General features: G+C 69.9%; 24 protein-coding genes and 1 tRNA gene. 7 read left to right on the top strand and 18 right to left on the bottom strand.

From position 1 onward, the window contains the following. Positions 1 to 251: 251 nt before the first annotated feature. The 3 genes from ACIP4Y_RS26725 (at position 252) to ACIP4Y_RS26715 (ending at position 3,405) form a co-directional block, all read left to right on the top strand. Positions 252 to 1,457: a DNA polymerase III subunit delta' gene (locus tag ACIP4Y_RS26725; protein ID WP_401398061.1), complete on the top strand. Its 1,206-nt coding sequence runs from the start codon at positions 252 to 254 to the stop codon at positions 1,455 to 1,457. Between the two features lie 152 nt (positions 1,458 to 1,609). Beyond that, a complete protein-coding gene (locus ACIP4Y_RS26720; protein ID WP_401398059.1) occupies positions 1,610 to 3,220 on the top strand; it encodes an alpha/beta hydrolase in 1,611 nt (536 codons plus the stop codon). A gap of 108 nt (positions 3,221 to 3,328) precedes the next feature. Next, a tRNA-Thr gene (locus tag ACIP4Y_RS26715) sits at positions 3,329 to 3,405 on the top strand. A 44-nt stretch (positions 3,406 to 3,449) separates the two neighbouring features. Here the strand turns inward: ACIP4Y_RS26715 and ACIP4Y_RS26710 are convergent. From ACIP4Y_RS26710 to ACIP4Y_RS26640, 15 genes are all read right to left on the bottom strand, one after another. Continuing rightward, positions 3,450 to 4,835 carry a tyrosine-type recombinase/integrase gene (locus tag ACIP4Y_RS26710; RefSeq protein ID WP_401398057.1) on the bottom strand — a complete coding sequence of 462 codons (1,386 nt, stop codon included), beginning with the start codon at positions 4,833 to 4,835 and terminating at the stop codon, positions 3,450 to 3,452. A 59-nt stretch (positions 4,836 to 4,894) separates the two neighbouring features. Next, entirely contained in the window at positions 4,895 to 5,098 is a 204-nt protein-coding gene (locus ACIP4Y_RS26705) for a helix-turn-helix domain-containing protein (RefSeq protein WP_401398055.1), read from the bottom strand. A gap of 187 nt (positions 5,099 to 5,285) precedes the next feature. Then, positions 5,286 to 6,440, bottom strand: a complete 1,155-nt coding sequence (locus ACIP4Y_RS26700; protein WP_401398053.1) for a DUF3631 domain-containing protein — start codon at positions 6,438 to 6,440, stop codon at positions 5,286 to 5,288. After that, positions 6,437 to 6,790, bottom strand: coding sequence for a hypothetical protein (locus ACIP4Y_RS26695; protein WP_401398051.1), 354 nt, complete (start codon positions 6,788 to 6,790; stop codon positions 6,437 to 6,439). Before ACIP4Y_RS26695 ends, ACIP4Y_RS26700 begins: the two co-directional genes overlap by 4 nt. Next, on the bottom strand, positions 6,787 to 7,710 hold the full coding sequence (locus ACIP4Y_RS26690) for a bifunctional DNA primase/polymerase (protein WP_401398049.1): 924 nt from the start codon (positions 7,708 to 7,710) through the stop codon (positions 6,787 to 6,789). The genes ACIP4Y_RS26695 and ACIP4Y_RS26690 overlap by 4 nt, the downstream gene beginning before the upstream one ends. Further along, positions 7,707 to 8,513, bottom strand: coding sequence for a hypothetical protein (locus ACIP4Y_RS26685; protein ID WP_401398427.1), 807 nt, complete (start codon positions 8,511 to 8,513; stop codon positions 7,707 to 7,709). The genes ACIP4Y_RS26690 and ACIP4Y_RS26685 overlap by 4 nt, the downstream gene beginning before the upstream one ends. 147 nt (positions 8,514 to 8,660) lie before the next feature. Continuing rightward, a complete protein-coding gene (locus ACIP4Y_RS26680; protein ID WP_401398047.1) occupies positions 8,661 to 8,924 on the bottom strand; it encodes a hypothetical protein in 264 nt (87 codons plus the stop codon). Positions 8,925 to 8,937: 13 nt separating this feature from the next. Further along, a complete protein-coding gene (locus tag ACIP4Y_RS26675) occupies positions 8,938 to 9,246 on the bottom strand; it encodes a hypothetical protein (protein WP_401398045.1) in 309 nt (102 codons plus the stop codon). A gap of 169 nt (positions 9,247 to 9,415) precedes the next feature. Continuing rightward, positions 9,416 to 11,491 (bottom strand): plasmid transfer protein TraB, encoded by a 2,076-nt coding sequence (gene traB / locus ACIP4Y_RS26670; RefSeq protein WP_401398043.1) that lies wholly within the window; start codon positions 11,489 to 11,491, stop codon positions 9,416 to 9,418. A 17-nt stretch (positions 11,492 to 11,508) separates the two neighbouring features. Continuing rightward, positions 11,509 to 12,063: a plasmid transfer protein TraA gene (gene traA, locus ACIP4Y_RS26665; RefSeq protein WP_401398041.1), complete on the bottom strand. Its 555-nt coding sequence runs from the start codon at positions 12,061 to 12,063 to the stop codon at positions 11,509 to 11,511. Between the two features lie 19 nt (positions 12,064 to 12,082). Next, a complete protein-coding gene (locus ACIP4Y_RS26660) occupies positions 12,083 to 12,580 on the bottom strand; it encodes a hypothetical protein (RefSeq protein WP_401398039.1) in 498 nt (165 codons plus the stop codon). 47 nt (positions 12,581 to 12,627) lie between these two features. Next, the gene (locus ACIP4Y_RS26655) at positions 12,628 to 12,972 is read right to left on the bottom strand and encodes an RRQRL motif-containing zinc-binding protein (RefSeq protein ID WP_401398037.1); all 345 of its coding nucleotides are present in this window, start codon (positions 12,970 to 12,972) and stop codon (positions 12,628 to 12,630) included. Next, on the bottom strand, positions 12,972 to 13,979 hold the full coding sequence (locus ACIP4Y_RS26650; protein ID WP_401398035.1) for a DUF2637 domain-containing protein: 1,008 nt from the start codon (positions 13,977 to 13,979) through the stop codon (positions 12,972 to 12,974). The genes ACIP4Y_RS26655 and ACIP4Y_RS26650 overlap by 1 nt, the downstream gene beginning before the upstream one ends. Beyond that, positions 13,976 to 14,263 carry a DUF6303 family protein gene (locus ACIP4Y_RS26645; protein WP_401398033.1) on the bottom strand — a complete coding sequence of 96 codons (288 nt, stop codon included), beginning with the start codon at positions 14,261 to 14,263 and terminating at the stop codon, positions 13,976 to 13,978. The genes ACIP4Y_RS26650 and ACIP4Y_RS26645 overlap by 4 nt, the downstream gene beginning before the upstream one ends. Next, positions 14,263 to 14,526 carry a DUF6284 family protein gene (locus ACIP4Y_RS26640; protein WP_401398031.1) on the bottom strand — a complete coding sequence of 88 codons (264 nt, stop codon included), beginning with the start codon at positions 14,524 to 14,526 and terminating at the stop codon, positions 14,263 to 14,265. The genes ACIP4Y_RS26645 and ACIP4Y_RS26640 overlap by 1 nt, the downstream gene beginning before the upstream one ends. Before the next feature lie 714 nt (positions 14,527 to 15,240). Here ACIP4Y_RS26640 and ACIP4Y_RS26635 point away from each other — a divergent pair. Both ACIP4Y_RS26635 and ACIP4Y_RS26630 read left to right on the top strand, forming a co-directional pair. Beyond that, positions 15,241 to 15,966, top strand: coding sequence for an XRE family transcriptional regulator (locus ACIP4Y_RS26635; RefSeq protein WP_401398029.1), 726 nt, complete (start codon positions 15,241 to 15,243; stop codon positions 15,964 to 15,966). Between the two features lie 3 nt (positions 15,967 to 15,969). Continuing rightward, on the top strand, positions 15,970 to 16,443 hold the full coding sequence (locus ACIP4Y_RS26630) for an NUDIX domain-containing protein (protein WP_401398027.1): 474 nt from the start codon (positions 15,970 to 15,972) through the stop codon (positions 16,441 to 16,443). Here the strand turns inward: ACIP4Y_RS26630 and ACIP4Y_RS26625 are convergent. Further along, entirely contained in the window at positions 16,431 to 16,997 is a 567-nt protein-coding gene (locus ACIP4Y_RS26625) for an HD domain-containing protein (RefSeq protein ID WP_401398026.1), read from the bottom strand. The two genes, ACIP4Y_RS26630 and ACIP4Y_RS26625, sit on opposite strands and share 13 nt — an antisense overlap. Position 16,998: 1 nt before the next feature. Then, complete coding sequence (locus ACIP4Y_RS26620; protein ID WP_401398425.1) at positions 16,999 to 17,349, bottom strand: GntR family transcriptional regulator; 351 nt, start codon at positions 17,347 to 17,349, stop codon at positions 16,999 to 17,001. A gap of 443 nt (positions 17,350 to 17,792) precedes the next feature. On the opposite strand from ACIP4Y_RS26620, the gene ACIP4Y_RS26615 reads away from it, so the two are divergent. Continuing rightward, positions 17,793 to 18,404 (top strand): hypothetical protein, encoded by a 612-nt coding sequence (locus ACIP4Y_RS26615; RefSeq protein ID WP_401398024.1) that lies wholly within the window; start codon positions 17,793 to 17,795, stop codon positions 18,402 to 18,404. Between the two features lie 11 nt (positions 18,405 to 18,415). Then, positions 18,416 to 19,036, top strand: a complete 621-nt coding sequence (locus ACIP4Y_RS26610) for a hypothetical protein (protein ID WP_401398022.1) — start codon at positions 18,416 to 18,418, stop codon at positions 19,034 to 19,036. Positions 19,037 to 19,368: 332 nt separating this feature from the next. On the opposite strand, the gene ACIP4Y_RS26605 is transcribed toward ACIP4Y_RS26610, so the two are convergent. Then, a complete protein-coding gene (locus ACIP4Y_RS26605; protein ID WP_401398020.1) occupies positions 19,369 to 19,743 on the bottom strand; it encodes a hypothetical protein in 375 nt (124 codons plus the stop codon). Positions 19,744 to 19,839: the final 96 nt, after the last annotated feature.

Raw genomic sequence — 19,839 nt, 5'->3', positions numbered from 1 at the left:
CCGGGCGCCGGTGAGAGCGGGCGCCCGGGACATCGGCAGCACGGTGCTTCTGGGCGCCGGTGACGGCTGTAGCTCCCGCCAGGCGTCGGCGACGGACAACGGACCGGACGCCGACGCCAGCCGCACCCCCCCGCACTGGGCAGCCACCTCCGGCCCCACCGCCCCCGCACCCTCCACCCGCCCCCGTTGTCAGTCCCCACCCGCACAATGGACTCCGGAACGCGGAACGTGACGGAAGGGCGGCGTGACCCATGACCGTGTGGGACGACCTCGTCGGGCAGGAGAAGGTGAGCGCGGTGCTCGACGCGGCCGCGCGGGACGCCGACGCCCTCGTCACGGCCGCCGCCGCGGACGAACCGCTGCCCGAGGCGTCGAAGATGACCCACGCCTGGCTGTTCACGGGCCCGCCCGGCGCGGGCCGGAACCAGGCGGCGCGGGCCTTCGCCGCCGCCCTGCAGTGCGTCAGCCCCGACCGCGCCCTCGGCGGCACCCCCGGCTGCGGTTTCTGCGACGGCTGCCACACCGCGCTGCTCGGCACCCACGCGGACGTCACGACGGTCGCCGCGGTCGGCGCCGAGATCCTGGTCAAGGACATGCGGGACACGGTCCGCAAGTCGTTCACCTCCCCGGCGAACGGCCGCTGGCAGATCATCCTGGTCGAGGACGCCGAGCGGCTGAACGAGAAGTCGGCCAACGCCGTCCTCAAGGCCGTGGAGGAGCCCGCCCCCCGCACGGTCTGGCTGCTGTGCGCCCCCTCCATCGAGGACGTCCTGCCGACCATCCGCTCCCGCTGCCGCCACCTGAACCTGCGCACCCCGTCCGTCGAGGCGGTCGCCGACATGCTCGTCCGGCGCGACGGCATCGAGCCCGAGGTGGCCGCGTCGGCTGCACGCGCCACCCAGGGCCATGTCGACCGCGCCCGCCGCCTGGCCACCGACCCGGCGGCCCGCGAGCGCCGTGCCGCCGTGCTGAAGCTGCCGCTGCGGCTGGACGAGGTCGGTGCCTGCCTCAAGGCCGCCCAGGAGCTGGTCGACGCGGCTGCCGAGGACGCCAAGGAGCTCGCCGAGGAGATGGACGGCAAGGAGACCGAGGAGCTGAAGGCGGCGCTCGGCGCGGCCCAGGGCGGCCGGCTGCCGCGGGGTACGGCGGGGGTGATGAAGGACCTGGAGGACATGCAGAAGCGCCGTAGAACCCGTACACAGCGCGACAGCCTGGACGTCGCCCTCGGCGACCTCACCGCCTTCTACCGCGACGTCCTCGCCCTGCAGCTCGGCACCCGCGTGGCGATCGCCAACGCCGACGCCGAGGACGCCCTGGAGCGGCTGGCCCGTGGCAGCACCCCGGAGGCCACGCTCCGCCGTATTGAGGCGATCGCCGCGTGCCGCGAGGCCCTGGACCGCAATGTGGCCCCGCTGCTGGCGGTGGAGGCGATGACGATGGCGTTGCGAGCGGGGTGAGGCGCCGCGCACCATGTCACTCGTGGGGATGTCACTCGTAGGGGCGACCCGGGCCCCGCGCCGCGTACGAGCCGACCCGGCTCTGTCCCTCGTACGAGCCACCCCGGCCCACGCACCGCACTCACCTCGTCGCTCACGGTTACGCTCGTCCGATGCGTACCAGGCCATCCCCCCGTTCCCGTCGGCACCGGCGCACCCGCACCCGGCTGGCGATCCGCCTGACGGCCGGCTTCCTCGCGGCCGCCGCCCTGCTCGTGTCCGCCTGCTCGTCGGGGAACTCGACCCCGTCGGCGGGCGGGAGGGTGGAGGCGGCGCTCGCCGAGCTGCCACGTGCGACGCCGTCGGCGCTGGCGCCGTACTACGCCCAGCGGCTGCGGTGGCGCGACTGCGGTGTCCCCGGATTCCAGTGCGCGACGATGCGGGCCCCGCTGGACTACGACAAACCCGACACGGGTGACGTCCGGCTCGCCGTCGCCCGCAAGAAGGCGACCGGCAAGGGCGAGCCGCTCGGCTCCCTGCTGGTCAACCCGGGCGGCCCGGGCGGTTCGGCGGTCGAGTACCTCCAGCAGTACGCCGGCGTCGGCTACCCGGCACGGATCCGCGCCCGCTACGACATGGTGGCGGTGGACCCGCGGGGCGTCGCCCGCAGCGAGCCCGTCGAATGCCTCGACGGCCGGCAGATGGACGCGTACACGCAGACGGACACGACCCCCGACGACGCCAGGGAACGGAACGCGCTGGTCGCGGCCGACCGGAAGTTCGCGGAGAGCTGCGGGGCCCGCTCGGCGCGGCTGCTGCGGCACGTCTCCACCGTCGAGGCGGCACGCGACATGGACATCCTGCGGGCGGTGCTCGGCGACCGGAAGCTGAACTACGTCGGGGCGTCGTACGGCACGTTCCTCGGCGCGACGTACGCCGGACTGTTCCCCCGGCGGGTCGGCCGGATGGTGCTGGACGGAGCGATGGACCCGTCCCTGGACGCCCGCAGGCTGAACCTGGACCAGACGGCCGGCTTCGAGACGGCGTTCCGGGCCTTCGCGAAGGACTGCGTACGGCACTCCGACTGCCCGCTCGGCGGCAGGGGGACGACGCCCGCGCAGGCCGGCGACCACCTGAAGGCGTTCTTCCGCAAGCTGGACGCCCATCCGATCCCGGCGGGCGACGCGGACGGCCGCAGGCTGGGCGAGGCGCTGGCCACCACCGGAGTGATCGCGTCCATGTACGACGAGGGGGCCTGGGGGCAGCTGCGCGAGGCCCTGAACTCGGCGATGAAGGACAATGACGGCGCCGGCCTGCTGTCCCTCTCCGACAGCTACTACGAGCGGGACGCCGACGGCCGCTACAGCAATCTGATGATGGCCAACGCCGCCGTGAACTGCCTGGACCTGCCGCCGGCCTTCAGCGGCCCCGAGGACGTGCAGAAGGCGCTGCCCGTGTTCGAGAAGGCGTCCCCGGTCTTCGGTCCGGGCCTGGCCTGGGCCACGCTGAGCTGCACGTACTGGCCGGTGCGGGCAACGGGCGAGCCGCACCGCATCCAGGCGAGGGGCGCGGCGCCGATCGTGGTGGTCGGCACGGTCCGCGACCCGGCGACGCCGTACCGCTGGGCCCGGTCCCTGGCGGCCCAGCTCTCCTCGGCCCGCCTCCTGACCTACGACGGCGACGGCCACACGGCGTACGGCCGCGGCAGCGCCTGCATCGACACCGCGATCGACACCTACCTCCTCCGCGGCACCCCGCCCACCCCCGGAAAGCGCTGCTCCTGACCCCTCCCGCCCGCCCCGGAACCACCCCCTCCGGGGCGGGTACGAAGCACCCCCGGAAACTGTGTAGACTTACCGACGTTGCCGATCGCACCATGGTGCGGGCAGCACGCCGCTTTAGCTCAGATGGCCAGAGCAACGCACTCGTAATGCGTAGGTCTCGGGTTCGAATCCCGAAAGCGGCTCCATTGGAAAGACCAGCCAGGAACGTTCCTAGCTGGTCTTTCGTCGTTCAGCGGACGCGACGGCGGCGCCGGGCGCGGGCCGCTCGGCTGTCGCCGGTCTCACTTCTGGTCTCAGTCGCGGGTTCCGGACGGGGCATGAAGGCGTCGCCCATGCGGCGCATCGCGTCCTTCGAGAGGTGCGAGCGCCCCTTCACGTATCGCCGGGTCTGACTGATCTGGGTGTGCCGCAGGATCTCCATGATGGTCGGCATGTCCACCCCCAGTTCGTTGAGGATCGTGCCGGCGGTGTGGCGACTCCCGTCGTACAGCCGGCGATCATCGATCCCGGCTTCCGCCAGCAGCTCCTTGAACTCCTCCCAGTCGGCCCGGGGGTCGATCGGCCGGCCGTCCGGCCGCGTGAAGACGGCGCCGCACTCCTCCCAGGAGTCACCCGCCGACACTCGCAGGGCGTCCTGCCGTTCCTTGTGCTCGACCAGGTACGGGACGAACGGCGGAGGGATCGGTACCGGGTTCCGGCTCTTCTTCGTCTTCGGCCGGGTGAAGACCAGTCCGCCGTTCTTGCGTTCCGGGCACGCGCTCGCGTGCCGGGTGCAGCCCTTCGGGCACGGCTTGGGGCACCCGCGCTTGTAGGTCCTGTGCGTCTGGCAGTCCGGCGGACAGGGCTCGAACCGGTGCAGTCGAGCACCGCAGCCGTGAGGGTCCTTGCAGCCGTGCCGCCAGGTGAGCCGCTGGAGCTGCCACTGGGGGTGAAACAGCTCGTTCTCCAGGTCGACGTACGACCAGCGCAGGCCGAGCGTCTCGCCCTGCCGGAAGCCCATGCCGACACCGACGCACCACCGCATGAAGGTGGGCCGCTTCGCCGCGGCTTCCAGGAACGCTTTGGCTTCCTCGGTGGTGAAGGGGTTCGCCTCGGTCTCATCGACGGTCGGCGGGTCGACCAGTGTCGCTACGTTCTCGCCGATGATCCGGCGGCGGTGCGCGATCTTGAGCGCCCGCGACAGGATGCGGTGCACCTTGAGGACGTGCGACGGGGCGTGTCCCTCGTCCAACATGGCGCGGTACATCCGTTCCAGATGCTCCGGGGCGAGCTTGTCGAGCCGGTGCTGTCCCACGCCGGGGATGATGTCGTTGCGGGTCTTCGACCAGTAGTCGTCCAGGGAACGCGGCTTGAGCTTCAGGCTCGCGATCTCGGTCAGGTAGGTCTCCATCCACTGCGCGACGGTCGGCTTGCGGCCGGCCTTCGGGGCGCGGCCCTTATCGCGCAGCGCTTCCAGCTCGCGGACCTTGCGGCGCACCTCCGCTTGGGTCTTCGCACGTCGGTGGCGTCGGTCGGGGCTTCCGTCGTTCTTGACGCCCATCGTGACGCGGCCGTGCCACCAGCCGTCAGCACCGAGGTAGATGGACGACTCCATGTTGGCCTTGCGGGGGCTCATGTACTCCTCCGAACGCGATGGGACCCCGGGCGGGCGGCCCGGGGTCCCATCGCGCATGCTCAGCAGGACTGCGCTTCCAGGGCGTTGACGAACTCTTCGAGGTGGCACCGCTTGATGCGGCGCGAGCGGCCCCGCTTGACGAACTTCAGTTCTCCGGCGGCCATCAGCTCGTAGACGGTGGAACGACCGAAGCTCAGCACCTCGGCGGCTTCCTCCGGGGTGTAGAGCAGGCGGTCGATGCGGGCGACGACGGTGCTGTTCACGTGGATCTCTCCTCAGCAGCGCATCGGGGCACTAGGCCCCCTTCCGGGAAGTCCGCTACTTCCGCTACCTCCGCTACCGCGCAGGTCAGGGGCCTGTGGGTGGTAGCGGATGGGGGTAGCGGTAGCGGATGGGTAGCGGTCCGGTAGCGGATCGCGGGGGCGGTATCCGCTACCGGATCTGGGCTGGTCAGACCGTGTTTTCGGTGCCGGGTAGCGGAGGTAGCGGATTCTGCCGGGGCGGGGGGCAGTAGCGGGACCAGGCGTCGTGCAGATCGGTCGCGTAATAGCCCTTGAGGACCCCTCCACCGGTCTTGATGTTGCGGGAGGTGATCGGGTCTCCGTCGGCGGTGACGTACTCGGAGAGCATCCGGGACAGGCGGCGGGAGTCGAGCGGCTTGCCGCCCATGTCCGCCCACGGGGCGTCGTCCATGGCGTTGAGCCGGTCCAGGATGGCGACGGTGGGCAGGCGGTCGATGCCGCTCATGACGTGGTCGCGCAGGTCGGTGAGCAGGCGGATTCCGATGCTGCCCTTGTCGTTGACCCGGGAGGCTTTGACCAGGGTGAGGCAGGCTTCCCGGGCCCGCTTCGGCCAGTCGCCGCCGGCCGCGTCCGCGACGGCGAGGAGGGGTTCCCACACGTCCGCGGGCCGGTCGGTGACCCCGTCGGGCATCTCCGGGAACGCGTCCATGACCTGCTTCTGGATGGCTTCCGCCCACTTAGCGAGGCGGTCACGCAGCGCATTGCCCTCCCGCACGTGGATCCGGGTGCGGAACTGTTCCACCGTCTCGTTCGGCGCCCGTCGGCGCATGCGGACGATGACGGAGCGGGTCATGATCGTGTCGGGGAGGTTGCCGAGACCGGCGACGGCCAGGGCGCAGTACGAGGGGAAGCCCTGCACCTGCTGGTTCGCTCCGTCCCCGACGCACCGGTACATCACCCGGCCGCGGGTGTGGCCGGCGTTGATGAACCCCCGGAGCTGTTCGTTTTCCCCGGCTTTCGGGCCGAAGACGGTGTCGATCTCATCGAACAGGATCGTTGGTCGTCCGCCGTCGATGCCGGACACGGACCGGAACAGGGCGGCAGCGGACGCGTCCACGGCCGCCATGGAGCGCGGCACGAGGGTTTCCACCACCTCCAGCGCCCGGGACTTGCCCGACCCCGGCTCGGGGGAGAGGAACGCGAGCCGCGGGGTGGAGTCGAACGCGTCCAGCAGATGGGCGTGGGCGTCCCACAGGGTCACCGCGACGTAGGCGGCTTCGGTGGGGAAGACGTTGAAGCGGCGGTGGAAGGCTTCCACCTCGTTGAGCAGTGCGGCCCCGTCGATGGTGGCGGGTGCGGTCATGCGGCGGCCCTCCCTTCCTGGGGGTGGCGGAGCGGGCAGGTGTCGCGGTGGGTGGTATGGGCTTCGATCAGCGCGGCCACCTGGGCGTGGCCGATGGCGCTGCGGTTCCAGCCGCACTGGCACTGGGAGGCGGCGGTGGGCATGTGGCCGTACCGCGGGGACGTGATGGACAGCCACGCGACGGGCCAGCGGCCGTCCTGCGGGTGCGGGTCAGGGCGAAGAGCAGAAGGGACGCCCTTGCGGGCGGCGCCTTTCGGCTCGCCCACGGCCGGCCGGGGCGCGGCCGGTCCGGCGGCGGACGGCCCGGCGAGGGTGAGCGTGAGGCTCTTAGTAGGCGGGGGATTGGTCATGCCGGCACCCGCCGTCCAGTCGGGTTGTGGGCGATGGACCAGTCCAGTCCTCGCGTGATTACGTCGTCGTAGTAGCGCTGGGACTGGGTGGCGTTGCCCACTGCCGCCCTACTAAGAGCCTGCTCAACCTCGGCGCGGGTGAGGTGGCCGGACGCCACCAGCCGCCCCAGGGCGCGGGCGGCCCGCAGCAGGGTGGCGTTGCGGGTGCCGTCGGCGGCCGTGGCGACGTTCTGTACCTCGTTGCGCAGCGCTGCGGCGGCGTACCCGCTCGCGTGCACGGTGGTCTCCGGTACGGCCTGCACGGGCCGCTGACGGGGCTTCAGCGCGTCGTGCAGCCAGTCGGGCAGTGGGGCGGGGGGACGCGGGTCCAGGACCGTGTAGGGGCCGTCGGGGGTGATGCTGCCGGCAGCGACGACGTACCCGCCCCAGCCCCGGGTGTCGATCTTCTTGGCAAGGCGCCCGGCGGTGGAGTGCAGCCGGGTGCCGGGGGGTTGGGTGAAGTACAGGTGTTCGCCGCCGCGCGCGGTCCGCACCCGGTAGGTGTCCGGGACGGGCTGCCCGGCGCGCTCGCAGAGCGCTTGGAAGTTGGTGACGCCGTCAGGCGTTCCTTTCGGCTCTTGCGGTTTGGGCATGTCGAGGTCGATCACCAGCAGCCCGGAGGGGCCGGTGGCGATGCCGACGTTGTACGGGTGGTGGGCCCAGGCGGCGGTGATCAGGTCCACGTCCGTCGTCGCGCGCTGCTCCGGCGTCTTGTGTCCGCCGGCGCAGCGTCCGGTGCCGGGGCAGTACTTCTCGGCGTGCCCGGCGGGCCGCTTGTCGCCGGGGCGGAGCGGGAAGACGCGCCAGCCGCGCCCGCCCGCCTCGATCGCCCAGGCCAGCAGTTCCAGGCCCGGTAGGTCGGTGGTCAGGAGTTCAGTCATGCTGCGCACCGGTCGATCAGGAGCATCTGGGACTGGGTGGGGATTGCGGCCAGGACGCGCCTGCGCCAGCGCAGGGCGTACTCGATGCAGTTCGCGCAGTTTTTGTGCGTGGTGTGGCCGGGCAGGGGTGGGCGGCGGCGGGCGTGGGAGCTCCAGGCGGCGGAGTCGGCGGAGGTGAGCAGGTGCCCGACGCGTTCCAGGCCCAGGATCTTGAAGCCGAAGCCGTGCAGCTTGAAGCCGTGCGCGGCCATCGCGGTGACGATCGCGGCACCCTGCCGGGTGGACTGCAAGCGGCATACCGACCCGAGCCCCACCACGGGCTCACGCCGCAGGTCGACGCCCGCCTTCTCGTACAACTCCACGCACCGCTCGTAGGCCGGGATGTTGTCGCCCTGGATCACGGGTGCGATGCGCAGGTCGGGGGCGAGAGAGCGCAGTTCGAGGAAGTTTTGAACCGTGCGCCGTTGGTGCTCGGCAACACTCAGGTGGGTGCCGACGAAATGCTGTCCCTGGAAGGTGCCACCGTTGATGATGGCGTCCTCGCACATCCAGTCCTGCTGTGCGGCCCAGTCGTAGGGGCCGACGTGCTCCCAGATGCGGCGCAGGTCATCGACGTACTGGCGGGGCGTGCGGGTCCAGGTGCCCTTGTTCTTCAGCTCCATGAAGCCGCCGGAGTCGATGGCGTAGGGGCCGCGGGCTTCGTCCCACTTGATGGCGCGGTCGAAGTGCTCAGCCTTGAGGAACAGTGGCACGTCGGTCAGCCGCAGCCAGTGCCGCTTGTGCGTGGTCAGATAGAACTGCATCCCGCCCACGGCGGGAGCTCCCGGCGGTAAGGCTCGCGGGAGGGTGATGGGTTGGGTCATGCTGGGTGTCTCCAGTTCCTTGACGGGTTCTGGCTGGGCAAGGGCGGCCCCGGTTCTTGGCGGAATGGGGGGCCGCCCTTGGCGTAGCTAGAAGGGGGGCTCGGTGGTGTAGCCGTCGGGCCGGGTCCGCCGCAACGAGCGCGGCAGGGGCAGCAGGACCCAGCGGCGGGTCTCGTTCCAGCAGGTGCAGGGCTCCCAGTCGGTGCCCGCGTACTCGCCGGTCTCGGGGTCGCCGTAGGCGTTGCCGATGCCACCGTCCCCGTCGCACTCCGGGCAGTCGGGGTGCGGGGTGTCGGTGAGGACCAGGGCCCGGCGGGGCCAGTGCGTGAGCTGGATGCGGAGTCGGATCACGGGTGGTCTCCTGTCAGCGCTTGGAGCCGAAGAGCTTGACGGTGATGCCGCCGACGCTGACCGGGCCGGTTGCGGCGGCGATGGACACCGCGGTGTGGACGGCGAAGTCGAGCAGGGCCAGCAGCGCGGCGATGGTGGCGAAGATGCCGAGGGCGCCGGCGCCCGCGACGGCGAGCGGGTACAGGAAGTGGCTGAGCGGGCGGCCGGTGCCGTCGGTGGTGTGGACGACGATGACGACCGGTTGCCCGGTGGATTCGGCGCGACGGTAGGCGTCGGCAGGGATGTGCGGGGCGATGATCCCCGGCGGGTCGCGGTGCGGCATGGCGGGGCTTCCCTTCAAGTGAGCCGGCCGGGCCGCGCCGGCGTGGCGCGGCCCGGCCGGTTGGGTGTCAGGGCCGAGTGCGAGACGGGGTGTCACAGGGGTGTCAGACGCGTGTGACAGCGGGTCTGCCTAGGGGTTTGGGTGTCAGGGGCCGTGACGGTGTCAGGTGTCAGGCGGCGGCGAGAGTGGGGACGATGCGCCAGCGGCCGGTGCTGTTCGTCGGCTCCAGTCGTCCGTCCCTGGCGGCTTCCTTCAGACGTGCGGACACCCACGGACGGGACAGGTTGTGCCGGTCGCACCAGTCCATGAAGTCCTTCGGGCCCACGATCATCTGTCCGGCCCGCTCGAACTCCTCCAGCGCGAGCGCGAACAGTTCCCGGGCCTCGTCGGGGGACGGCTTGCGGCCGGTCTCCCGTCCGAAGATCGGCGCGTCGTCGCCTTCCTCGTCATCCGGCAACTCGGCTTCGGGGTCGATGCCGGCGTCCTCGGGGTCGACCAGCAGTCCGTGTCCCTGCCCGTCGTTCATGTCGTGGTCTCCCTGTACGGCGGTCAGCCGCAGGCTGCCCGCGGCCGGGGCGGGGTCGGGGGTGGTGCGGCCGGTGTAGGCGCGGCCGGCGACCGCGGTAACCGCGCTGGCCGTGACCGGGTCGGCGTTCGCGCCTTCCCGCAGTGCCCATGCCGCGAGCTGTTCCATGAGCGGGACGGCGCGGGCGGGGAAGGCGAAGGTGCGGCCCGGGGAGGGGTAGCGGTCCTCGGGGATGCCCGGGGAGACGACGTAGCAGTAGCCGGGGCGCCGGTTGCCCCATGCTCCGGGGTGGGCGCCGGCGTCGATGACCACCTCGGGCAGTGAGAAACCCTCGTCGCGGGGGTCGCAGCCGAGCGCGACCACGGACGGCAGAGAGGCCCGGGTGCTGGTGGACATCTGGTCGTAGGAGGGACGCTGCAGGGACACGATCAGGGAGACGCCGGCGGAACGGGCTTCCTGCGCGATCCCGGTGAACGCGTCGTCGCCGAGGTTGCGCAGGGTGTTCGCCGCTTCCTCGAACCAGGCCACCAGGAACGGCATACCGGCGCACCCGCACGCCCGGCCGGACTGGCAGGAATGGTCGACGTCGTTCTGGGTCTCGGCTGCGGCGGGGACCCACTGCCGGTAGCCGTGGGCGCCGAGCCAGCGGGTGCGGGCGGGGATGACTGCCTTGACCGCCTCGACCATGACTTCCGTGTCCGCCCCGCCTTCCGCGGACCAGTCCATGCCGGGCCGCAGCGGAGCGAAGTCCTGGAAGGCCTTGGGGTCGGACACCCACAGCAGCACGTCTCGGCGGGAGAGGATCTCGGTCTGGAGGTTCAGGGCGGTCTCGCCCTTGCCGGATCCGGTGCCGCCTGCGATCAGGACGTGGGTGCTGTTCCGCTTGGTTTCCGGGTCGCCGGGGAGCCAGATCACGAGGGGGGAGCCGTCGTCGTACCGGCCGATGACCAGCGGTTCCGCGATCGAACCCCCGAGGTTCGACGGGCCCTCCCACTCGGCGGGCTGCGCGAGCATGTCCTCGGGGACGATAACCAGTTCCCCGCGCCGGCTGGAGTCCGGCGAGGGGTGGTAACGGACGGCGGAGACAGGTAGGTCCAGCGCGGACGCGATCCGGGCCAGTGCCTTCGAGACGTCGTCGTTGGTCTGCTCGCCCGGCTCCAGCGCCAGCGGTGCCGTGACCCGGTTCGGCTCCACCTTCGTCTGCCCGATCTGCGCACGCGCCAGGCCGACCTTTTCCAGCAGGCCCTTGTCGCCGCCGCCTCCCTGCGGATCGGTGTCGTTGCGGCGCAGGATCATGCGGACGTTCCAGGACAGGGCCACGACCGGCCCGCCCATCAGGAACAGGTCACCCAGCGGTTCGGCGGTGGGGCCGGCGAGGCAGGCCGCGGTCACCCACGCCGACCCTGCCGCCACGGTGATGGCCGAGTGCAGGCGGCGCTGCTGGGTGGTGGACTTCCCCGCCCACCAGGTGGCTCCGGTGAGGGCGACGGAGGCGAGGGTGAGGCCGACCCCGGCCGGGGCAGACGCTTCCCATCGCAGCGAGCCCAGCGCGCCGGCCAGCCCCGTGCCGCCCCAGCCGAGCCAGGGCGGCAGGTGCGGCATGACCCGGTTGAGCAGGTAGATGCCCACGCTGCCGCCCGCCCTGGTGGCGTACGGGTCGGCGAGGTAGGCGGTGGCTCCGTCGTGGCCGTAGGCCACCGAACGGCTGTTGCGCGCCATGAACGATCACCCCTTCCCTACTGCTGAGCCCAGTTCATGACCGGCTGCTGCGGCCGGCGGGCACGGTGACGGACGCGGTTGATCTCCTCTTCGAACTCCTGCTGGAAGGTCGCGTAGCAGGCGGCGGCGTTCTTCGCCGCGTCCCGCAGCGCGTCCGCAGAGCGCTGCATCTTGCGGGCCACCTTCTGCGCCCGGATCCGCGAGCCGAACGCCCGCCCTTCCAGGTCCGGCACGGCCGCGAGGACGCCCTTCATGATCTCGGCGCCCATGGCCACCTCGATGGACAACGTCACCGCGGCGGCCCGCAGGGCGTTGCAGTACTGCCGCACCTGCGCCGGGGAGGTGAACTCCGGTGCCGGCAGCAGCGCTTCGGCGTGCGGACGGCCCCCGCTGCCGGTGCCGCCGCGGTGGTTGTTGGTGGTCCGGTTGATGGTGACGTTCACCGGGGGCGCGAACGAGCTGCCCAGTCCGCCGACGAAGCCGCCGGCCGCGGCCCCGACGTTGGCGAACTTGTTGGACTTCGCTCCGTTGGCGCTGCTGCCGCCCCGGCTGTTGCTGTTGGTGGAAGCCATCGGTCAACTCCTTCGCGGGTCAGTGGGTGCGGCGGACGATGAGCCAGACGGTCTGCGCGGTGCCCCAGAGCAGCAGCCACAGCCAGCCGAGCGGGCCGGTGAGCGGCCCGAACCCGGCCGCGGCGGCGAGCCAGCCGCCCGCCAGGGTCGCGAGCAGGGCCAGGCCGATGCGCCAGGCCAGGACCGTTCCGGTTCCGGGGCGGCGGCGCTGCATGAGCGGCACCCACACGGCCGGGCCGGCGGCGAGGGCGGCGAGGATCAGGCCGGCCCACGGCGCCACGACGTGCAGCAGCCCGGCCGCGGCGAGGGCGAACACGGCCAGGCCGGTCGGGGCGAGGGCGCCGCGGTGGCGCCACAGCATGCGGCCCACCCATCCGGCGGCCTCCCAGGTCAGGGACGGCCGCTCGGGGACGACGATCACGAACGGCTGCGCGCCGCGGCGCCCGCGCTGGCGGGGGATGTGGACGGTGTGGACGCCCGCGGCCTTGATGCCGCGGGCACGGGTACGGCTGGACACAGCGAATCTCCTCGCTGGAGGTGGTCAGGTTGGGGTGTGCTGTGCTGTCAGGCCGCAGCGGCCTGGTCGTCCGGGTAGGCGCACGGGGTGCACATGCCGAGCGCGGCCGGGATGACGTATCCGGCGTCCCGGCGGCACTCGGGGCAGGTACGACGGGCCGTGTTCGCCCGCTCCAGCGCGGCCCATTTCGCCGGGGTCATCGGGCGCACCGGCCGGGCCTGGTCGATGCGGTACAGGTAGGCGACCAGCGGCGGACGCCCCTTGCGGCGGGGGCGTTCGATCTGTGCGACGACGTCCTGCCCGCCCGGTCGGAGTCCGGCCGCGCGCAACTGCCGCAGCGTCGCCAGCCCGTCCGGAGCCAGGCGCCACGGGTAGACGGGGAGGGTGCCCATCAGCGGCCCGCGATCGCCAGATCAGCCCCGCCCGTGCCGGGGTCGCGGTGCTCGGCGTAACGGGCGGAGACCCACCCGACCGACCAGCCGCACAACTCGGCCGCGGCCCGCACCGGCAGGCCAGCGTCGAACGCGGCCCGCACCGTCAGCCGGGCCTGTTCCTCGGGCTGCTTCTCGGTGGCCGGGCCGGCAGCGAGCAGTGCCGCGCGTTCACGCTCCGCCCGCTCCTCACGCTCGCGCTGTTCACGGCGTTCACGCTCGGCCCGCTCCGCGGCCTCACGCTCGCGGCGCTCCGCGGCCTCCCGCTCGGCGCGCTCACGTTCCCGCTCACGCTGTTCACGCTCGCGTTCATGGCGTTCACGTTCCTCGCGCTCCGCCGCTTCCACAGCGGCCTTCCGCTCCTGCTCCTCCCGCCAGCGCCGCTCCTGCCGCTCCGCAGCCTCACGAGCCATAGCAGCTTCGTGTTCACGCTGTTCACGCGCCAGCATGGCCGCGTGCTCGCGCTCCTCACGGGCCCGCCGCTCGGCCGCTTCCCGCCGGTCGACGGCGGCCCGCTCCCGCGCATCCCGCTCCGCCTGCCGCTTCTCCTCCAGCTCGGCCACGGCCCGCGTGATCGCACGTCGGTAGGCCAGCCCGGTTTCCGCGGTGACGATCAGCAGCAGCGGAGCGACCGCGTGAACCGCGACGCCGACCGGGTCCCTGTTCAGGGCGGAGTCGGCGACGTTCAGGGCCAGGGTCATCGCGCCGGTCATCCAGCGCAGCACCACCGGCCACCGGCCCCCACGCCCGCCCAGACGGGCCAGTACGGCGTCCAGGCGCACCACGATCACGACGGCCGCGTCCACGACCAGCGGCAGAATCGGGGCCGTCCACGCCCATTCACGGGCGGTGTGCTCCGCGGCGAGCGGCGTCACGGTGAGGATGGAGTAGAGCATGGCGCCGGCCACGATCAACCACGTGCCCGCGGACAGGGCCCGCTCGGCTGAACGGATCTGAACGCTGTTCACGCGCTCACCCCCGCCCATGAACGCACTCGAGCGGCGGCGATCAGCACCACCGGCGACGCCGGGTCGTCGGGGTCCTGGCTGCATTCCGTCCACTGCCACGCCGCACCCGGCACCGGCTCGAATCCCAGCACGCGAAGCGCGTCCGTCCGCTCGGTGAACGTCGGCACCGGCAGCGCACGGTCGAAGCCGTACTCGGGCCACCGCTCGGTGGTGTTCAGCAGCACCACGTACAGGCGCCACCGGCCGCGGTTCATGGACATCTGCGCGGTGAACTCCCGCGCCATCACGCCACCCCCGGCGCGGCTGCCGCACCCCGATTGGTCAGCGTGCGTCGGGCGGCGAGCACCCTGCGCCGGGCCCGCCGCAACCGACGCATGTCCCACTCGGTGGCCGGCCGGTCCAGCAGACTGATCTCGACGTCCAGCAACTCAACGTCCGCCAGGACCAGCGGCATCTCCGCCGCCACCGCGTCCAGCTCGGCCGGTGTCGGCTCACGATCGGAGTCATCGGCGGTAACAACCGCCTGAAGTGCAACGATGGGCTTCATGGGTCGTGTTCCTCTCGACGGGTGAACGGCCCGAACAGCGGCTCCGGTGTTCCAGCACCGGAGCCGCGCGCCGTTGAAGTCGGATCGTTTCCGGCTCCCCACACCCCGCCCGTACGGCAACCCCGGACAGCGGGGCCCGGACGGGCGAGGGAGGCAACCGGCCGCAGCGCTAGCCGCCGCGATGGCAGGTAAGGAGCGGACCGGGATGACGTACTGACGCCTGCCGGCCGGTCCATAGCGGCGGCGCCCAGAGTCTTCGTCGGTGCACGAGGTTTCCATCAGCCTTGGTCAACAGGGGTGAAGCACTGCAAGGGGGACCACGTCCCCACCCTCCGGCCGTTGCTCGCGGTCGCCGGGCCACCTCGCCAGTACGGGCCGTAGCCCTGTTCTGCCTGGCCTTCAGCGGGATTGCAGCGTCCCCGCCTTCTGCGCATGCGGCATGAAGCCACCAACCAGCCGAGGTGTTGCGTTCGGCTGTGCAGTACCTGTTTTACAGGTACTGCATGAGAGGCCGTCAAGTAGGCCGACGAACCCTCCTGGTGTCACGCCGGGACTTCTCGACGCGCATTCAGAATCGCTGCACGTCAGGGGAGTTGGTCACCCCATGCGTAGACAGCTGTGGGACTTCTGGCTACGGTCAAGAAGTCCCTAGAGGTCCCAACGGGGGTGCAGATGTCGAACGAGCGGTTACGGTCGGCCCTCCTCGCCCGCGGTATGACCGTGCAGAGCCTCGCTGAAGCGATCGCGGTCAACCCGAAGACGGTCGAACGCTGGATCACTCAGGACAAGGTGCCGTATCGACGTCACCAGTACGCGACAGCTGCGGTACTCAAGGTCGACGTCACGACGCTGTGGGAAGACGGCCGGACCGTCGACAGCGCGACGGACCTCACGAAAGCCGAGATAGCGACCGTCTACCCGCACCGGCACACCGTGCCGTCGGGGCTGTGGCGAGAGCTCTACGGCCGCGCCGAGCGGAACTTGGACGTACTCGTGTACTCCGGCTTGTTCCTCTCCGAGGATCCCCTGTTCCACGACCTGGTGAAGGCGAAGGTGGAGGCCGGCGCCCAGGTGCGCATCCTGCTGGGGGACCCTGACTGCGCAGCCGTCCGACAGCGTGGCATCGACGAGGGTCACCAGATCATGGACGGCAAGATCCGCAACGCCCTGTTGCTGTACCGCCCGCTCATGCGCAGCCACCCGGACATCGGTTTCCGGCTGCACGACTCGACGCTCTACAACTCCATCTACCGCGCCGACGACGAGATGTTGGTGAACCCCCACGTCTACGGCATCGGCGCCTATCTGGCGCCCGTCCTGCACCTGCGTCGCCTACCGGGCGGGGGACTCTTCGACACGTACGCGAATAGCATCGACCACACGTGGGAGAACGCCCGACCGATCACCGCCCAGGACATAGCCAGCATCACGGGAGCCTGAACCATGGGACGCATCGACTACCTGCACGATCCCGACGCCCCGCCGGCAAACTCGGTGGTGCCGTCCGTCGTCGCCTTCGTCCAAAACGATGGTGGCCAGGTGCTGATGATCCAGCGGTCCGACAACGGGCGCTGGGCGCTGCCGGGCGGTGGCCACGACGTGGGCGAGTCCATCAGCGACACCGTCGTGCGCGAGGTTTGGGAAGAGACCGGCATCAAGGTGGAAGTGGTCGACATGTCCGGCCTCTACACGGATCCCGGACACGTGATGCAGTACGACGACGGCGAGGTGCGCCAGCAGTTCAGCATTTGCTTCCGTGCGCGGCCGGTCGGCGGCGAACTCCGTACGAGCAACGAGACGACTCAGGTCCGCTGGGTCGACCCGGCGGACCTGACGGAGCTGGACGTGCACCCCACGATGCGGCTGCGTATCGAGCACGCCCAGGACAAGGCGCGCACGGCGCCCTACATCGGCTGACGCTTGGCGGCACCGACGCGTTCGAGCACCCGGGACGTGCACGCCAGGATTTCGGGTTCGGCCCGGCGGATGAACGTCCCGATGAGGCTGTCCGGCCCGTACCGGCCGGCAATCTCGTTGATCCGATCAACCGGGTTCGTGGGGGTGCCGTCCGGCGTGGTGTTCATGTCGCAGTAGCAGAGCGCGTCGTTGAGGTGCTCCTGCTCCCGTGGGAACTCGCCGTGCAGCTCCTCGCGCATACCGCGCGCCTCCGCCTCCATCCAGGCGCAGGAGTGGTGAGCGACCAGGTTGATGACTCGCTCGTCGGCGCCGGCAACGTCCCGGAGATACCGTGCGCCGTCCAGCGGGTGAAACCCCGTCTTGGCGAGGTCCGGCGCGTACCCGATGTCGTGCAGGACGGCCGCGGCTTCCAGCAGGTCCGCGTCGTGGCCCAGGATCAGCGCGATGGTGCGCGCCCGCTCGGCGACCCCAAGACAGTGCTTCCAACGCCGGGGCAACGGCTCGGCGAGCAGGGACTCGGCCAGGGGATAGGCCCACTCGGTCAACTTCGGCAAGCTACGAACGCTCCTCTCGTGTCGGCACGGCACGGACCGTCCGCACCTTGCCTTGTCCACCCCCCGCCAACACTCCGGCGGCCTCCAGCTTCTCCAACGCCTTAGTCACCGTGGGGCGTGAGACGTCGAACCGCTCGGCCAGCGCGGAAGCACTCGGGAACGCTTCCCCGGCTTGGAGACCGTCAGTCGCAATGACCTCGGCAATCCGCTCATGGAGAGGACGTCGGTCGACTTGCGTATCGGACCGAACAACGCGCCAGCGAGCCCCTGGCGTGGGCGCGGCTAGACCTTCCTGCCGCAGCACGCCGTAGGCGCGGATAGCGACCCCGCGGGAGACGCCGTGTTCGCGCATGACCTCAGGCAGGGATGGCAGCTCAGTCATCTCCGGGTTGCCCTCGATCAGAGCCCTTACCGAGTCGGCAACCTTCAGGAAGGTCCCCCGAGGGCTGGCCTGCTGCGACACTCGATCTCCCTCTCTGCTCGCCCGATGTCAACCACAAGAGTCGCACGTCGTACGTGCGATGTGCTCGCAGATCTCCGGCTCCCTACGACGGAAGAACGTGCCGATCAGGCCGTTCGCCCCGTGGCAACTCTCTTCCGTGGGAGAGCTCTGGAACCGCCCGCAGCCGCGGTCGAGCCGGGAGGCCGCGCCGTGCAGCCTGCGGGGTCCGGCCACGGGTCGGTTGAGGGCTGGGATGCCCCGCTCTCGGGGTCGAGTGGCAGCCCATCGGTGGTTGGAGCAACATGGAAAAGGGCCCCAGTGAATGCCCGACGCGGCAAGCCGCGGGAGGTCTCATGGCAATGGCACAGGGGCAGCCGCAGCAGCAGGAAATACATGACGCCTGGACGCATCTCCTCGGGTGGGCGAGCCTCGTAGGAACATTTCTTGCTGGTGGCGCTACCGCATTCTTGGCTGTATTGGGCGTCGACGTCAGTCTTGTCGCGGCAACAGGTGTACTCAGTGGCTTCATCTCCTTCTTCTACTCCATCCAAGCATGGTGGGGGAGGATGTCACGACAAGACAAAGCGGAAAACGCCGCCCAGCAAGCAGCCGCCCAGCAAGCAGCCGCCCATCAGCCTGTTGCTCAACAGGTCGCCGCGCAGCCTCAGGGTGTTGGAGACAAATTGCCTGGGGTAGTGACGACGGGTGCCGGCCTTGCGGTCACCGTGCAGGGTGTCGTTCTGGGTTTCATATTCGCGTTCTTCAAAGAGGGGTCCATGACCCTGACGGTCAAGGTCGCCGTAACTTCTCTCGCTTTCGGCGTGGCTGTAGGGTTGCTCCTCGTGAACGTTGCGTCTATCTCGATACCGGGGCGCCGGACTCGCAAATTCGCATCGCTACTCTTCACGATCGCCATGTGGACTTTCACATACGGGCTCACCTGCCTGGTTAGCTCGGTCATGTAAGGGGTGTCTAAATGACAGATACGACCATAGCGGTGCTGCAGCAAAGCAATCTGTTCGACTTTGTCGACGGCGTGCGAGATGCAAAGATGATAGAGGGCCTAGTCGATCTTAATCAGGCTGACCGCTATGGTGGCTTGCTTCCCCTGGTGGATCATATCGGGATTGCGGCAGCGGAACTGGCCGTCGTAGAGAGTGGGACAGTTGGGGAGTGGACTGGTTACCCCGTAACTGTTGCGAGTCGCCACCTGGCATTGGCATCGCTCAAGTATGATTGCACTCTTGGGAACCTTTGCGTGCCATCCGTACCAAGTGAAAGCTGGATTCTTGATCTGGTGTCGGTGTTTTCGGCTGATGTTGCGAGGTTGTGGCGTATCCTGGAGCGTCACGGAGGCTTTGCGAAGTTGAGCAACGGACCAAAAGAGCTCCATTCTATAATCGGTGAACTTGAAGGGGCTTACGCGGAGCATCCATCTGAAGCTGTTGGGGCTTTCCTTGAGAGAAAATGCGTGAGAGTTCAAGGGCTGTTGTGGAGAATGCAGCTAACCACGGCGTCCTACCCCGGCTTTGAGGGTGACCCTAATCGAGCTTTGCGCGGATCAGGTGAGGCGCTCGGTCTCCTGAGTGGAAGTTAGGGCATGGGGTGGTGTCCGCCCCGACCCGGTCTCAAACGTGGTCTCAATCGAGTCCACTTCCACGGCTGTCCGATGTCGTCCACTGGAGTCCGATGAGCTATCTGAGCAGGGACGTTGCATGCTTCTCGGACGTCCGTGGAAGCCCTCGGACCAAGATCGGACAACTCGTAATGCGTAGGTCTCGGGTTCGAATCCCGAAAGCGGCTCCATCGGAAAGACCAGCCAGGAACGTTCCTAGCTGGTCTTTCGTCGTTCAGCGGACGCGACGACGCGAAGTGCGGACTGGGCAGACTGACCCAGGTGAGCAAGCTGCGCCCGCTGTCGCGTGCCAGTCATGCGAAGAGCGCCAGCGTCGTCAGGACGGTGAGGGTACCCACCACCGCGATCCACACCGGGGCCCATTTCCCGCCGTACGCGTCCACGGAGAAGAGCGGGGCCCTACGGCCCTCGGGGTCGTACACGATGTCCGTCTCGGCGTACAGGGAAACGGGCGGCGCCTTGTAGATCGTCCCCAGGACCTTCCGCACCGTGGCGCCGTCGGTGTCGACGTACTCCATGTGGATGCGGTACTTGCCGTCCGAGCCCCGAACCTGGTTCACGCAGGTGGCTCGCACCTGCACACCTCTGCGCCTCAGGGTGCTGCGGGTGACGTGGTTGACGATCAGAGACGTCAGGACCACAAGCAGGAAGACAAGGATTCCGATCACTTGGGCACCCTTCCGAGAAGCGCGGTTCTGTCAGCCGTGATGTCGTCGGGCACCAGGACGTTGCTGAGCGTCCTGTGGATCGTAGACGACCCGGAG

The sequence above is a fragment of the Streptomyces sp. NPDC088810 genome (assembly GCF_044750305.1).
GTDB lineage: Bacteria > Actinomycetota > Actinomycetes > Streptomycetales > Streptomycetaceae > Streptomyces.
The sequence above is the reverse complement of the archived record's forward strand: the minus strand, read 5'-3'. Positions and strand labels throughout refer to the sequence as shown.